Origin of the sequence: Allgaiera indica (assembly GCF_900106675.1) — a bacterium.
GTDB lineage: Bacteria > Pseudomonadota > Alphaproteobacteria > Rhodobacterales > Rhodobacteraceae > Acidimangrovimonas > Acidimangrovimonas indica.
The window spans coordinates 11368-25401 of record NZ_FNOB01000029.1 but is presented as its reverse complement, the minus strand read 5'-3'; the positions used below and the strand labels follow the sequence as shown (position 1 = coordinate 25401).

General features: G+C 68.2%; 10 protein-coding genes. 2 read left to right on the top strand and 8 right to left on the bottom strand.

Annotation, left to right across the window (positions count from 1 at the left end; all coding sequences use genetic code 11):
- Nucleotides 1-45 precede the first annotated feature (45 nt).
- From BLV97_RS18225 to xdhA, 6 genes are read right to left on the bottom strand one after another with little or no spacing between them, the layout of a single operon-like run.
- A complete protein-coding gene (locus tag BLV97_RS18225) occupies nucleotides 46-978 on the bottom strand; it encodes an ABC transporter permease (protein ID WP_035839102.1) in 933 nt (310 codons plus the stop codon).
- A complete protein-coding gene (locus BLV97_RS18220; RefSeq protein ID WP_035839099.1) occupies nucleotides 975-2060 on the bottom strand; it encodes an ABC transporter permease in 1086 nt (361 codons plus the stop codon). The genes BLV97_RS18225 and BLV97_RS18220 overlap by 4 nt, the downstream gene beginning before the upstream one ends.
- A complete protein-coding gene (locus BLV97_RS18215) occupies nucleotides 2047-3561 on the bottom strand; it encodes an ABC transporter ATP-binding protein (RefSeq protein ID WP_035839097.1) in 1515 nt (504 codons plus the stop codon). Before BLV97_RS18215 ends, BLV97_RS18220 begins: the two co-directional genes overlap by 14 nt.
- Complete coding sequence (gene xdhC / locus BLV97_RS18210; RefSeq protein WP_081824925.1) at nucleotides 3506-4531, bottom strand: xanthine dehydrogenase accessory protein XdhC; 1026 nt, start codon at nucleotides 4529-4531, stop codon at nucleotides 3506-3508. The genes BLV97_RS18215 and xdhC overlap by 56 nt, the downstream gene beginning before the upstream one ends.
- A complete protein-coding gene (gene xdhB / locus BLV97_RS18205) occupies nucleotides 4524-6851 on the bottom strand; it encodes a xanthine dehydrogenase molybdopterin binding subunit (protein ID WP_035839094.1) in 2328 nt (775 codons plus the stop codon). Before xdhB ends, xdhC begins: the two co-directional genes overlap by 8 nt.
- The gene (gene xdhA, locus BLV97_RS18200) at nucleotides 6848-8263 is read right to left on the bottom strand and encodes a xanthine dehydrogenase small subunit (protein ID WP_035839141.1); all 1416 of its coding nucleotides are present in this window, start codon (nucleotides 8261-8263) and stop codon (nucleotides 6848-6850) included. The genes xdhB and xdhA overlap by 4 nt, the downstream gene beginning before the upstream one ends.
- A 243-nt stretch (nucleotides 8264-8506) precedes the next feature.
- Here xdhA and BLV97_RS18195 point away from each other — a divergent pair, with 243 nt between their 5' ends.
- Nucleotides 8507-9433, top strand: a complete 927-nt coding sequence (locus BLV97_RS18195; protein ID WP_081824924.1) for a cytochrome c oxidase assembly protein — start codon at nucleotides 8507-8509, stop codon at nucleotides 9431-9433.
- 9 nt (nucleotides 9434-9442) lie between these two features.
- Here the strand turns inward: BLV97_RS18195 and BLV97_RS18190 are convergent, their stop codons facing one another.
- Together BLV97_RS18190 and BLV97_RS21285 are read right to left on the bottom strand one after the other, a co-directional pair.
- Entirely contained in the window at nucleotides 9443-10048 is a 606-nt protein-coding gene (locus BLV97_RS18190) for an SCO family protein (RefSeq protein ID WP_051645890.1), read from the bottom strand.
- Nucleotides 10041-10199 carry a hypothetical protein gene (locus BLV97_RS21285; protein ID WP_160169149.1) on the bottom strand — a complete coding sequence of 53 codons (159 nt, stop codon included), beginning with the start codon at nucleotides 10197-10199 and terminating at the stop codon, nucleotides 10041-10043. The genes BLV97_RS18190 and BLV97_RS21285 overlap by 8 nt, the downstream gene beginning before the upstream one ends.
- Nucleotides 10200-10333: 134 nt before the next feature.
- Here BLV97_RS21285 and dnaE point away from each other — a divergent pair, with 134 nt between their 5' ends.
- Nucleotides 10334-13852, top strand: coding sequence for a DNA polymerase III subunit alpha (gene dnaE, locus BLV97_RS18185; RefSeq protein ID WP_035839091.1), 3519 nt, complete (start codon nucleotides 10334-10336; stop codon nucleotides 13850-13852).
- Nucleotides 13853-14034 lie beyond the last annotated feature (182 nt).

Below are 14034 nucleotides of genomic sequence, written 5' to 3'. Positions count from 1 at the left end.
ATCTTCTCCCCAGTGGCAGGCGCGGTGCGCGCCCGGTTATTGGCCTCAGCTAGAGGCGTGGAAAATGCGGCCCAGCGAGGCCGGGGCGCCGATCGCGGCACGGCCCCGTTTCGCGGACATGATGACCAGTACCAGTATCGTTATCAGATACGGCGCCATCGACAATATCTGCACCGGAATCGCGATGCCAGCGGCTTGCAGGCGCAGCTGCAGCACCGTCACGCCGCCGAAAATATAGGCGCCCAGCAGCACCCGCCAGGGCCGCCAAGAGGCGAAGACCACGATCGCCAGCGCGATCCAGCCCGCACCCGCGGTCATCCCGTCGGACCATTGCGGCACCCGCACCAGGCTGATGTAGGCGCCGCCCAGCCCGGCGCAGGCGCCGCCGAACATCAGCGCAAGCGTGCGCACCATGCGCACCCGGTAGCCCAGGGCATGGGCCGCGTCGTGGTTCTCGCCCACCGCGCGCAGGATCAGCCCCGCGCGGCTGTAGCGCAACACCGCCCAGGTGCCGGCGACCAGGATCAGCGACAGATAGACCACCCAGTCGTGCTGGAACAGGATCGGCCCCAGCACCGGGATATGACCAAGCGGGCCAAAGTTCAGGTCATCGGTCTGCGGCGGCCGGACGCCGTTGTAGCCCTGTCCGATCAGCGCCGAGAGGCCCAGCCCGAACAGCGTCAGCGCCAGGCCGGTGGCCACCTGGTTCGACAGCAGGATCTGGGTCAGGAAGGCGAACAGCAGGCTCATCGCCACCCCACCCAGCGCGCCGCCCACGAAGCCTGCCACCGGGCTGCCTGTATGCACGGCCGCCACGAAGCCGCAGATCGCGCCCATGATCATCATCCCCTCGACCCCGAGGTTCAGGACGCCCGACTTTTCCGCCACCAGTTCGCCGATCGCGGCCAAGAGGATCGGGGTCGATGCCACCATGAGCGAGGCGATCAGGACGACGAGGTCGATGCCGCCGATGGTCATTTCGCGGTCTCCTTCCTGCGCATCCGGATGCGGTAGTTCGACAGCACGTCGAAGGCCAGCAGGAAGAACAGCAGCATCCCCTGGAAGGCCTGGATCGCGGCCGCGGGCAGGTTCAGCGTCAGCTGCGCCATCTCGCCGCCGATATAGGTCAGCGCCATCAGGAAACTGGCCAAGAGGATGCCGACGGGATGCAGCCGGCCCAGGAAGGCCACGATGATCGCGGTAAAGCCGTAGCCGACGTTGAAATCCGGGGTCAGCTGGCCACTGGGGCCGGCGACCTCGAACAGCCCCGCCAGCCCCGCCAGCGCGCCCGAGGTGCCCAGGCAGAACGACACCAACCTTTGCGGCGAGACGCCGGCGAAGCGCGCCGCGCGCGGCGCCTGGCCCGCGACCCGGATCTGATAGCCCAGCCGGTGGCGGTTCAGCAGCACATAGGCCGCGATCACCGCCAGAAAGGCCGTGATCACGCCCCAGTGCAGCCCGGTGTTGGGGATCAGGTCGGCATTATGGGCCGCGGGGTAGTTCTGCAGGTTGCGGCTGCCCGGAAAGCCATAGCCCTGCGGATTGCGCAGCGGCCCGAAACTGACCCACGACAGGATGTTCTCGGCCACATAGACCAGCATCAGCGAGACCAGGATCTCGTTGGTGCCGAAGCGGTTCTTCAGCACCGCCGGGATCATCGCCCAGGTCCAGCCGCCCATGCCGCCCGCGATCACCATCAGCGGAAAGATATACCAATGCGCGGCCGGGTAGAACGCCAGCGCCACCGCCGCGCCGCAGATCGCGCCGATGATGTACTGCCCCTCGGCGCCGATGTTCCAGATCCCGGCCCGAAACCCCAGGCTGAGACCGATCGCGATCAGGATCAGCGGCCCCGCCTTCACCAGAAGCTGCGGCAGCGTGTAAGAGGTGTTGGCGCCGAACAGGGGCTCCCAGAAGATTACCTCGATCGCCTGGGCGGGCGGCTTGCCGAGCAGCGCGAACAACAGCCCCCCCGCCAGCATCGTCGCCACCACCGCAAGGACCGGCGTCACCCATGTCCAGAAGCGCGACGGCGCGGCGCGTTTCTCAAGCCTCGGCATGGGCCACCTCCATCCCGTGGGCGCCGCCCATCATCAGGCCGATCTCCTCGACCGTCAGCCCCGAGACCGGGCGCGTGGCGCTCAGCCGGCCCTCGTTCAGTGCGGCGAAGCGGTCGGCGATTTCCAGCAATTCGTCCAGATCCTGGCTGATCACCACCACGGCGGCGCCCTTGGCGGCCAGGTCGATCAGCGCCTGACGGATCGCCGCCGCCGCCGCCGCATCGACGCCCCATGTTGGTTGATTGACAATAATCACCGCTGGATCCTGCAAAATCTCTCGTCCGATGACGAATTTCTGCAAATTTCCGCCCGACAGCGCCCGCGCCGGAACCCCCACGCCGGGGGTGCGCACGTCGAAGGCCTGGACGATTTCCTCGGCAAAGGCGCGGGTCCTTGTCCAGTCGACGAAGCCGCGCCCCACCAGCCGCTTGCGCACCGCCCCGGTCAGCAGGGCATTCTCGGTCAGGCTCATGTCCGGCGCCGCGGCATGGCCCAGCCGTTCCTCGGGGGCGGAAACCAGCCCCGCCGCGCGCCGTGCATTGGGCCCCAGCGCGCCGCAGGGGCGACCCGCCACGGTGATCGCGCCCGGCGCGGTCCGGATTTCGCCCGAAAGCGCCAGCAGCAATTCATCCTGGCCGTTGCCGGCAACGCCCGCGATTCCCAGCACCTCGCCCGCGTGAACGTCAAACCCGACGTCCTTCAGCGCGGTGCCGAACGGGTTGGGCGAGGGCACCGACAGGCCCGCCACCCGCAGCACCACTTCGCCAGTGCCGATGCTGGCGCGTTCCGGCGGCGTCAGGGTCTCGCCCACCATCATCTCGGCCAGTTCGCGCGCGGTCTTCTCGCGCGGGCTACAGGTCGCCACCACCTTGCCGCGGCGCAGGATCGTCGCCTCGTCGCACAATGCGCGGATCTCCTCCAGCTTGTGGCTGATATAAAGGATCGCGGTGCCCTCGGCGGCCAGGGTACGCAGCGTCTGGAACAGGATCTCGACCTCCTGCGGGGTCAGGACCGAGGTCGGCTCGTCCATGATCAGCAGCTTCGGGTCTTGCAGCAGGCAGCGGATGATCTCGACCCGCTGGCGCTCGCCCGCGGAAAGATCCCCCACCAGCCGCGCGGGATCCAGCGGCAGGCCGTAATCCTCGCTCACCTGGCGGATGCGGGCGGCCAGGGCGCGCCTGGGCGGCGGATTTTCCATGCCCAGGGCCACGTTCTCGGCCACGTCGAGCGCGTCGAACAGGCTGAAATGCTGGAACACCATGGCCACGCCGGCGGCCCGGGCCGCGCGCGGCTCTGCCGGATCATAGGGCGCGCCGCGCAGCGTCATGCGGCCGGCATCGGGTTTCACCAGCCCGTAGATCATCTTCACCAGGGTGGATTTCCCGGCGCCGTTTTCGCCCAGCAGGGCGTGCACCTCGCCCTCGCGGACCGCGAAGGACACGCCGTCATTCGCCACCACCCCGGGATAGGCCTTGGTCAGGCCCTCGATGGTCAGAAGCATGTTTCCCGTCCTCGTCCTGTCGCGCCCCGTCCTGCCGCGCCGCGTTGTCCATCCCCCGCCCCAGCAGCCGCGCCGCGACGCCCACGGCAATCGCCTGTGGATGCTTGCCCAGCGTGGGGTCGCCGATCGGGCAGACCAGCCCCGCCAGTGCCGTATCGCCATGTCCGAGCGCCCGCAACCGGTTGCGAAACCGTGCCGCCTTGGTGGCAGAGCCGATCAGCCCCAGCCCGCCGTGGCCATGGCGCAGTATACGATGGCACAGTTCCAGATCGAGAGCATGGGAATAGCTTAGCACCAGATGTTCCGCGTGCCCTGGCGCATGTGCCACAAGATCGGCCGGATTTGCCGCCCAAAGCGGCGCCACCCGATCGGGCATGTCCTTCGGAAAGCGGCTCTCGTCCACATCCACCCAGGTCAGCGCGAAGGTCGGAAGCGGCGCCAGTACCCCGACCAGCGCGCGCCCGACATGGCCCGCGCCCCAGATCCACAGATCGCGCGTGGGTACGGCCATTGGCTCGACCATCCAGCCCTGTACCAGCCCGGCGACGGGCGGCAGGCCGGACGACCGCGCCCGCGCCAGCACCCGCTGCACCGCCAGCGGCATCTCGGCCGCGCCCTCCAGCGGCCGGGCGACCACGCCATTCTCGGCTTCCTCCAGCCGGGCCACGGCCCGGGCATCGTAGACCTCGGCCAGCAGCGTCACGGCCCCGCCGCAGCACTGCCCGATCCCCGGCCCCAGCGCCACGCGGGTGACCTGCCGCGCCTGGCCGCCCGCCAGCATGGCGCGGGCGCGGCAGGTCACCTGCCATTCCAGCGCGCCGCCGCCGATCGTGCCCTCTGTGCCGCCCTGCCAGATCAGCATCGCGGCCCCGGTCTCGCGCGGGCTCGATCCCTCGTGCGCGGCGATCACCACCCGCACCACGCGGGCCGCTTCGGCCACCCGGGCCCGGAGGGCGGCAAGGTCAAACATCCCGCACCCGGGCAATCGCGGCCAGCACCCGCTCGGGCGTGGCCGGCGCGTCGAGCGCGGGATAGATGCTTCCGTCGCCACAGGCCGCCACCGCATCCGACAGCGCCAGGAAGGCCGAGATCGCCAGCATGAAGGGCGGCTCTCCCACCGCCTTCGAGCGATAGATCGTCTCCTCGCGGTTCTCGCCGTCCCAGAGCGCCACGTTGAAGACGCGGGGCCGGTCCGAACAGGCGGGGATCTTGTAGGTCGAAGGCGCATGGGTGCGCAGCCGCCCTGCGCCGTCCCAGACCAGTTCCTCGGTGGTCAGCCAGCCGGCGCCCTGGACATAGCCGCCCTCGATCTGGCCGATGTCGATCGCCGGGTTTAGGCTGGTGCCCGCGTCATGCACGATGTCGCAGCGCAGGATCCGGTTCTCGCCGGTCAGCGTGTCGATGACCACCTCGGTCACCGCGGCGCCGTAGGCGAAGTAGTAGAACGGCCGGCCCTGGCCGCGCGCCCGGTCCCAGGTGACCTTGGGCGTGGCATAGAACCCCGTCGCCGACAACGAGACCCGCGCCTGATAGGCCATCGCGATGACCTCCTCAAAGGCGTAATCCGCCCCGCCCACAGCCGCGCGGCCCGCCGCAAAGACCACGTCCTCGGGCCGCATCTGATGGCGTTCGGCCAGAAACTCCGCCAGCCGGCCCCGGATCGTGTCGCAGGCCGCCTTCACCGCCATGCCATTCAGATCCGATCCCGATGAGGCCGCCGTGGCCGACGTATTGGGCACCTTGCCGGTATCGGTCGCGGTGATCTTCACCCGCGCCACGTCGATCCCGAACCCCTTCGCGGCGACCTGCGCCACCTTCTGGAACAATCCCTGCCCCATCTCGGTGCCGCCATGGTTCAGATGCACCGACCCGTCCTGATAGACATGCACCAGTGCCCCCGCCTGGTTCAGCCAGGTCAGTGTGAACGAGATCCCGAACTTCACCGGCGTCAGCGCGATCCCCCGCTTCAGGATCGGGTTGCCCGCATTCCACTCGGCAACCTTCGCCCGCCGCGTCCGATACTCCGCGCTCTCCTCCAGCCGCGCGGTCAGCCGGTGCAGGATGAAATCCTCCACCGGCATCCGGTAGGGTGTCATCTGTTCCTTCATCTTGGCGGAAATACTCCGGGGGTCCGGGGGCTGGCCCCCGGTCTCGGCGTAGAAGTTCACCCGCCGCACCTCCAGCGGCTCGCGCCCCACGGCATGGGCCACATGATCCAGAACGCGTTCGATCCCCAGCATCCCCTGCGGCCCGCCGAAGCCGCGAAACGCCGTCGCGCTTTGGGTGTTGGTGCGCAGCCGGTGGCTTTCGATCCGCATGTCGGGGATCAGATAGGCGTTGTCGGCATGCAGCATCGCCCGGTCACAGACCGGCAGCGACAGATCCTGCGACCAGCCGCACTGCGCCATCTGCACGAAATCGACACCCAGGATCCGCCCCTCGGCGTCATGTCCGACCCGGTAAGAGATGCGGAACGCATGGCGCTTGCCGGTGATCATCATGTCGTCGTCGCGGTCATAGCGCATCTTGCACGGCCGGCCGGTGGCGCGCGCCGCCACGGCACAGGCCACCGCCAGCGCATTGCCCTGGCTTTCCTTGCCGCCGAAGCCGCCGCCCATGCGGCGCACCTCGACCCGCACCGCGTTCATCGGCAGGCCCAGCGCCTCGGCCACCTTGTGCTGCACCTCGGTCGGATGCTGGGTCGATGAATGCACCACCATGTCGCCGCCTTCTTGCGGCAGGGCAAGCGCGGCCTGACCCTCCAGGTAGAAATGCTCCTGCCCGCCGATCTCTATCACGCCCTCCAGCCGGTGCGGCGCGGCCGCTATGGCGGCCTCGGCATCGCCGTTCCGCCAGATCACCGGGCCGCCCTCGAATCGGCTGCCGGCGGCCATGGCGTCGTCGATGGTCAGGATCGCGGGCAGGTCCGCGTAGCTGACCCGCGCCATCCGCGCGGCCTTGCGCGCCGCCAGATGGCTTTTCGCCACCACCAGAAACATTGGCTGGCCGGCATAATACACCTCCGCGCCTGCAAGCAGCGGCTCGTCATGGGCCGAGGGCGAACAATCGGGCATCGGATCCAGATCCTCGGGTCCGATCACCGCGACGACGCCTGGCGCGGCGCATACCGCAGCGAGGTCGAGCGCCGTTACCTTCGCATGGGCGCGTTCGGACAGGCCAAAGGCCAGGTGCAGCGTGCCCGCCGGGGTGGGAATGTCGTCGATATAGCGCGCCTGGCCGGTCACATGCAGCGGCGCGGCGTCGTGGGGCAGGGGCTTTGCGACGCTCATGGCTGCACCTGCAGCACATCCACCGACGCGCCCGCGCGGTCGTGCCAGTAGCGGATCAGCATGTTCTGCGCCGCGCGCAGCCGGTAGCCGGCCGAGGCGCGCATGTCGCTGAGCGGCGTGAAATCCTCGTCGAAGGCGGGCAGGGCGGCGTGCAGCGTGGCCTCTGCCCAGGGTTGGCCGGTCAGCGCGGCCTCGACGGCGGCGGCGCGCTTCGGTACGCCCGCCATGCCGCCGAAAGCGATGCGCGCCTCGGCGATGCGGCCGTCAGCGACGGTCAGGTTGAAGCCGCCGCAGACCGCCGAGATATCCTGATCGAAGCGTTTCGACAGCTTGTAGCAGCGCAGCCCCGGCGCTTCGGCCGGAAAGGTGACGGCGGCGACGAATTCGCCGGGGCGGCGGTCCTGGCGGCCGTAGTCGAGGAAGAAATCCTCCAGCGGCAGGCTGCGCATGTCGTCGCCCCGGCGCAGGTGCAGCGTGGCGCCCAGCGCGATCAGCGCGGGCGGGGTGTCGCCGATGGGCGAGCCGTTGGCGATGTTGCCGCCGATGGTCGCGGCCTCGCGCACCTGCAGGCTGGCGAAGCGGCGCAGCAGTTCGGCAAGGCTGGGGTGGACGTCTTCCATGGCCCGGCGCAGGGTCTCGATCGTGACGCAGGCGCCGACGCCGATCACCTTGCCGCGGGTCTCTATGTGGCGCAGGTCCTCGACCCCGGCGAGGAAGGCCACGGGGCCCGGATCGCGCAATTGCTTGGTGACCCAGAGGCCCACGTCGGTCGCCCCCGCGATCAGCGTGGCGTCGGGGTGGGCGGCATACCAATCGGCCAGCGCATCGCTGTTTGTCGGGCGGAAGCCGGGGGGGCTGCCTGCCCCCCCGGTCCCCCCCGGGAGTATTTCCCCCAAGATGAAGGGAGAAGAGAGGGCCTTGCGGTCGGCCGTGATCCAAGCGGGGCGCGGGGCGGAGGCGGCGGCTTCGGCGGCGCGGATGATGGGGGCATAACCGGTGCAGCGGCAGAGATTGCCGGCCAGCACGTCGTCATGATCGCGGCGGCCCTGCGCTTGGGCGCAGGCCAGCGCCATGGTGACGCCCGGTGTGCAGAAACCGCATTGGCTGCCGTGATGGGCGATCATCGCTTCTTGCAGCGGATGCAGGGTGCCGTCGGCGGCGGCCAGGCCCTCGACCGTGCGGACCGCCTTGCCGTGCAGTTGGGGCACGAATAGCAGGCAGGCATTCAGCGCGCGGCTGCCGGCGGCATCCGAGACCATCACCGTGCAGGCGCCGCAATCGCCCTCGTTGCAGCCTTCCTTGGTACCGGTGAGCGCTCGGTCCTCGCGCAGCCAGTCCAGCAGGGTCCGGGTGGGGGGCACATCAGTCAGGCTGACCGGAGCGCCGTTGAGGAGAAACCGGGTCTCCAACATGTGCATTTCAACCCGCCGCGTTACATTGGTTCATGGCTTGGCGTCCCGGCCCGATGCGGCGTAGGGCGGGAGGCGGCCCCTATCTTCACACTCACTTGAAACATGAAGCCGGGCGCTTTGCCAGTTGGCAAGCGCGCTATCTTCGCAATCGGGTGAAGGTGTTTCGCGCGGCGCCGAACAATCGGTCGCACTTCCCTGATCGGTGGCGGCGCAGTAGGCTGATCGGCAGGCGGGAGAACGCGGATGAGCGATATCACGGCAGGGGGCGGGCCGATAGGCCGCGTGGGCGGCGCCGGGCTGGTCTATGTGCTGATCGCCCTTGTCGGGGCGGGGCTGTGGCTGGTCTCGTCCCGCTATCCGGCCGATATGCCGGTGATCGGACCCTATTCTTTCGAGGCGCCGGTCTATGGTGCGGTGGCGCTGGCGCTTTTTTGGTATCTGCGCGGTCTGGGGCGGCTGTCGCGCCAGGGCGGGGCGGTGCCGGCGCTATGGCGGAGGGTGGCGTTTCTGGCCGGCATCGCGTTGATCTGGATCGCTGTGCAGACCGGGTTCGAATATCTCGCGCAGCGGATGTTCTTCCTCAACCGGATACAGCATGTGGCGCTGCATCATGTCGGGCCGGTCTTGCTGGGGCTGAGCATGGCCGGGCCGGTGATCCTGGCCGGAGGGCCGGATTGGCTGCGCCATCTGTGCGGCGGGGCGGCGGCACGGCGCGTGATGCGCGTGGTGCAGCATCCGGCGCTGGCGACGGGGCTGTTCGTGGGGCTGTTCTGGTTCTGGCTGATCCCGCCGGTGCATTTCGTGGCGATGCTGGATCCCGTGCTGTATCAGCTGATGAACTGGTCGATGGCGGTGGATGGCATCCTGTTCTGGGCGATGGTGCTGGACACCCGGCCCAGGGCGCGCACCGGGGTGGGGTTCGGGCTGCGTGCCGCTTTGGCGGTGGCGGTGATGTTTCCGCAGATCGTTCTGGGGGCGCTGATCACCTTCGCAACCCGCGATCTGTTTCCCTATTACGCCTATTGCGGGCGCTACTTCCCCGGCATCGACGCGGTGACCGATCAGCAGATCGGCGGCATCGTGATCTGGATCCCCCCCGCGATGATGAGCGCGCTGGCGCTGATCGTGGTGCTCAACAACATGCGCCGGGCTGACGCGCAGCGGGCTTAACATGCCGGCTCAGGCGCCGTGTGCCAGCCGCGTCATGTCCTCGGTCACGCCCTTGATGTCAGCGGAATTGTCATAGAAGCGCGGGATCATCAACCTTGCATCGCCGGCGCGGTCGAACACATAGACCGACGGCCCATGCACTACCTGATAGGGCCGGGTGTCGTTTGCGGGGATCACCTTGTAGGTGACCCGGTAGCGCCGCGCGACCTGCGCCAGCTGATTGGGCGTGCCCCGCAGGCCCACGACCTGGGGCGAGAGATCCTCGACATAGGCCTTCAGCACCGGCGGCGTATCGCGCCGGGGGTCGACGGTGACGAACAGAATGCGGATATCGCGCCCATCCTCGCCCATCCGGTCCAGCACCTGCAGCAGGTTGCCCATGGTCAGCGGACAGACATCGGGGCAATGGGTGAAGCCGAAGAACAGCATCACCAGCTTGCCGCGGTAATCCGCCTGGGTCACCAGCTTGGCGTCGCGCGCCCGCGTCAGGGCAAAATCCAGCGCCGGCAGGGCGCCCTCGACATCGATCGAGTTCCAGGGCTTGTCCTTGCGGCACGCGGCCAGGGCCGAGGCCCCCACAAGCGCGATCGCGCTGCGGCGGGTCAGGTCAGCCATGGGTGACGACCAGCGCCACCGCGAAGGCGGCGGCCAGCATCGCAAGCGCGCCGCCGATCAGCAAAAGTGCGAGGCCGCGGTTGGCGCCGCGCATCCGGTTGCGCTGATCTTCGGCGGAGAGGTCGCTTTCGGGGTTCGGGTCCTGGGTCATCTCGCCTCCTGCAGCGCAGCCTATCGCGCGCGCCCAGCCCTCGCATCCGGAAAAATGCCGCAGGGGGAAAGGGGCGGACCCAGGCCGCGCCGCGGGCGCTTTCCCTTCCCGCGCGCGCTGAGTAGGCTTGCGCCATGACCAAGCCTCCCCGATTCATCCATCTGCGCGTTCACACCGAATATTCGCTGCTCGAAGGGGCGGTGCCGGTGAAGAAGCTGGTGAAACTTTGCGAATCGCAAGGCATCCCCGCGATCGCCGTGACCGATACCAACAACATGTTCTGCGCGCTGGAATTCTCGACCCTCGCGGCCGGGGTCGGGGTGCAGCCGATCGTCGGCTGTCAGGTGGATCTGGCCTACGACCCGCCGCAGCCCGGCGAACGCCCGCGCCCGCCCGCGCCCGTTGTCCTGCTGGCGCAGTCCGAACGGGGCTACGAGAACCTGATGAAGCTGAACTCGTGCCTCTATCTCGACAAGCAAGGCGCGCTGCCCGAGGTCACGATCGGGGAACTGGCCGCCCATTCCGAGGGGCTGATCTGCCTGACCGGCGGTCCCGAAGGCCCGATCGGCAAGCTGTTGCAGGCCGGCCAGGGCCCAAAGGCCGAGGCGCTGATGCGCCGGCTGGCCGAGATCTACCCCGACCGCCTTTACGTCGAATTGCAGCGCCACCCCGGCGAGGGCGGCCAGCCCACCGAGGCCGAGCGCGCCACCGAAAAGGGCCATGTCGAGATGGCCTATGCGATGGGCTTGCCGCTGGTCGCCACGAACGATGTCTACTTTCCCAAGGCGGAGATGTACGAGGCCCATGACGCGCTCTTGTGCATCAAGGAGGGCGCCTATGTCGATCAGCAGGAGCCCCGCCGCCGCCTGACGCCACAGCATTACCTGAAGTCCGAGGCCGAGATGGTGACCCTGTTCGCCGATCTGCCCGAGGCGGTCGAGAACAGTGTCGAGATCGCGCGGCGCTGCGCCTACAAGGTGCCCAAGCGCGCGCCGATCCTGCCGCGCTTCGCCGATGACGAGGTCGAGGAACTGCGCCGCCAGGCCTGGGACGGGCTGGAGGCACGCCTGAAGGTCATCCCCCATGCGGTGCCGGTCGCGGACTACGAGGAGCGGCTGAAGTTCGAGCTGGGGATCATCGAGCAGATGGGCTTCCCGGGCTACTTCCTGATCGTGGCCGATTTCATCAAGTGGTCGAAGGAACAGGGCATTCCCGTCGGGCCGGGGCGGGGTTCGGGCGCGGGCTCGCTGGTGGCCTATGCGCTGACCATTACAGACCTTGATCCGCTGCGCTACAGCCTGCTGTTCGAACGCTTCCTGAACCCCGAACGGGTCTCGATGCCCGACTTCGACATCGATTTCTGCATGGACCGGCGCGAGGAAACCATCCGCTACGTCCAGGAGAAATACGGCCGCGACAAGGTGGGCCAGATCATCACCTTCGGCGCGCTTCTGTCAAAGGCCGCGGTGCGCGACGTGGGCCGCGTCTTGCAGATGCCCTATGGCCAGGTCGACCGGCTGTCCAAGCTGATCCCGGTCGAGGGGGTGAAGCCGGTTTCCATCAAGGAGGCGCTGATCCAGGAGGAACGCCTGCGCGAGGCCGCCCGCACCGAGGAGGTGGTCAAGCGCCTGCTTGACTACGGCCAGCAGGTCGAGGGGCTTTTGCGCAACGCCTCGACCCATGCCGCGGGCGTGGTGATCGGCGACCGGCCGCTGGACCGGCTGGTGCCGCTTTACCAGGATCCGCGCTCGGACATGCCGGCCACGCAGTTCAACATGAAATGGGTGGAACAGGCGGGGCTGGTAAAGTTCGACTTCCTCGGCCTCAAGACGCTGACGGTGATCCAGAACGCGGTGGATCTGATCCTCAAGAACGGCCGCCATCTGCATGTGGGCCCCGACGGGCGCCAGTTGTACGATCCACCCGAGGGCACGGCCGATCAGATCAACACGATCCCGCTGGGCGACAAGCCGACCTACGACCTTTACACCAGCGCCAAGACGGTCGCGGTGTTCCAGGTGGAAAGCTCGGGGATGATGGATGCGCTGCGGCGCATGAAGCCCACCTGCATCGAGGATATCGTGGCCCTCGTGGCGCTGTACCGTCCCGGCCCGATGGAAAACATCCCCACCTATTGCGAGGTCAAGAACGGGCAGCGCGAGATCACCTCGATCCATCCCTCGATCGACCATATCCTGGCCGAGACCCAGGGCATCATCGTCTATCAGGAGCAGGTGATGCAGATCGCCCAGGTGATGGCGGGCTATTCGCTTGGCGGCGCCGACCTTCTGCGCCGCGCGATGGGCAAGAAGATCAAGGAGGCGATGGACGCCGAGCGGCCCAAATTCGTCGAGGGCGCGAAGCAGAACGGGGTCGATGCCAAGAAGGCGACCGAGGTCTTCGACCTGCTGGAAAAATTCGCCAACTACGGCTTCAACAAGTCGCACGCAGCGGCCTATGCGGTGGTCAGCTACCAGACCGCCTGGCTGAAGGCCAACCATCCGGTGGAATTCATGGCCGGCGTCATGAATTGCGATATCCACCTGACCGAGAAGCTGGCGATCTATGCCGAGGAAGTGCGCCGCGGCCTTGGAATCGAGATCGTGCCGCCCTGCGTGAACCGCTCGCTCGCCAGTTTCGACGTGGTCGACCAGAAGCTTGTCTATGCGCTGGGTGCGCTGAAGAACGTGGGCCTTGATGCGATGCGCCTGGTGGTCGAGGCGCGGAAGGTGGAGGGCCGCGAGAAGCCCTTCGTCAACCTCTTCGATTTCGCCCGGCGGGTGGACATGAAGCGGGTCGGCAAGCGCCCGCTGGAGATGATGGCGCGGGCCGGGGCCTTCGATCAGCTGGACCCGAACCGCCGGCGCGTCTTCGAGGGGCTCGAGGCGCTGATGGCCTATTCGGGGGCGGTGCATGAACAGAAGGCCTCGGATCAGGTTTCGCTGTTCGGCGAGGCGGGCGAGGACCTGCCCGAGCCGCGCCTGCCGCGCTGCGACGACTGGCTGCCCGAGGACCGGCTGGCGGCGGAATTCCAGGCGATCGGCTTCTATCTGTCGGGCCATCCGCTGGACGAATTCGCCGGTGCGCTAAAGCGCAAGGGCCTGCCAACGCTGGCCGGCCTTCAGGCCGATGCCGAGCGCAAGGGCGGCGCGGTGGGTCGCGTCGGTGTGAAGGTCTCGGGCCTGCAGGAGCGCAAGTCGGCCAAGGGCACGCGGTTTTTCCGCATGAACATCTCGGATCCCACCGGGCAGGTGTCGGGGATGGTGATGTTCCCCGAGGATTTCGATGCCGCGCGCAAGGTCTTCGATCAGACCGACATGGTGATCATGACGCTAGAGGCGCAGTTCAACGAGGGCCAGTTCGACCCGCGCGGGCGGGGCGTGGTGCCGCTTGAGGGGGCGGTGGCGGATGCGGGCGGAATGGGGCTGCGCGTTCATATCGGTGCACCCGAGGCAGCCGGTTCGGTCAAGGCGGTGCTTGAGAAGATGGGCGGCGGCGAGGGCGCGCGCGGGCGTGGCCCGATCCGCTTCTGCCTGAACGCGCCCGACGGCCAGGAGGTGGAAATCGAGGTCGGCAAGCACCTGCCGGTCTCGCCGCGGATCCGCTCGGCGCTGAAGTCGCTCAACGGCGTGGTGATGGTCGAGGAGATCTAGCCCCACCCGCGGCGCGTCGCGGCCGGGTCCGGTATCGCCCGTGGCTCCGGTCCGGCCCCGCGAAGCATCAGGCGGCATGACGGGCGGCGCCGGGCAAGCTGGCCCTTCGCGCCCCGCGACGTTTTCGCCGGCGCGACGCGCTGGGGCGGGGCGCTTCCCTGGCGGTTCATCCGGATGGAGAC